Source organism: uncultured Pseudoxanthomonas sp. (assembly GCF_947498795.1).
Classification (GTDB): domain Bacteria; phylum Pseudomonadota; class Gammaproteobacteria; order Xanthomonadales; family Xanthomonadaceae; genus Pseudoxanthomonas_A.
This window is the reverse complement of sequence record NZ_CANMLQ010000030.1, coordinates 1-597: the sequence shown is the minus strand read 5'-3', so window position 1 is coordinate 597 and position 597 is coordinate 1. Positions and strand designations below refer to the sequence as shown.

The window sequence follows — 597 nt, the reverse complement described above, 5'->3', positions numbered from 1 at the left end:
GCCGATCCGGATTCGACGTGGGTCATGAAACAGCTCAGGGCATGCCGAGCACCAGTAAGCTCGTTAATCCACTGGAACACTACAAACGCCAACGACGAGCGTTTCGCTCTCGCCGCTTAAGCGGTGAGCCGCTGCACTGATCTGTCCTTGGGTCAGGCGGGGGAAGGCAACTTCCCAGGGGGCAACCCCGAACCGCAGCAGCGACATTCACAAGGAATCGGCCACCGCTGGGGTCACACGGCGTTGGTTTAAATTACGTGAATCGCCCTGGTCCGGCCCGTCGATCGGCTAAGTCCAGGGTTAAATCCAAATAGATCGACTAAGCATGTAGAACTGGTTGCGGAGGGCTTGCGGACTTCGACTTCGACAAGTCGACGCTGAAGCCGGAAGGCCGCCAGCTGCTGGATCAAGTCGCCCAGCAAGCCGGCACGATCGATCTGGAAACGATCATCGCCGTTGGCCACACGGACTCGATCGGCACCGAAGCCTACAACCAGAAGCTGTCCGAGCGCCGTGCCGCTGCGGTCAAGACCTACCTGGTCAGCAAGGGTATCGACCCCAACCGTATCTACACGGAAGGCAAGGGCGAACTGCAAC

At 59.3% G+C, this 597-nt stretch carries 1 other RNA gene and 1 pseudogene; both read left to right on the top strand.

Features of this window, described 5'->3' with window-relative positions:
- Window positions 1-5: 5 nt before the first annotated feature.
- Window positions 6-364: a transfer-messenger RNA gene (ssrA, locus tag Q0907_RS18970) on the top strand.
- 4 nt (window positions 365-368) lie between these two features.
- Window positions 369-597 (top strand): annotated as a pseudogene (locus tag Q0907_RS19000) (OmpA family protein); the annotation flags it as partial.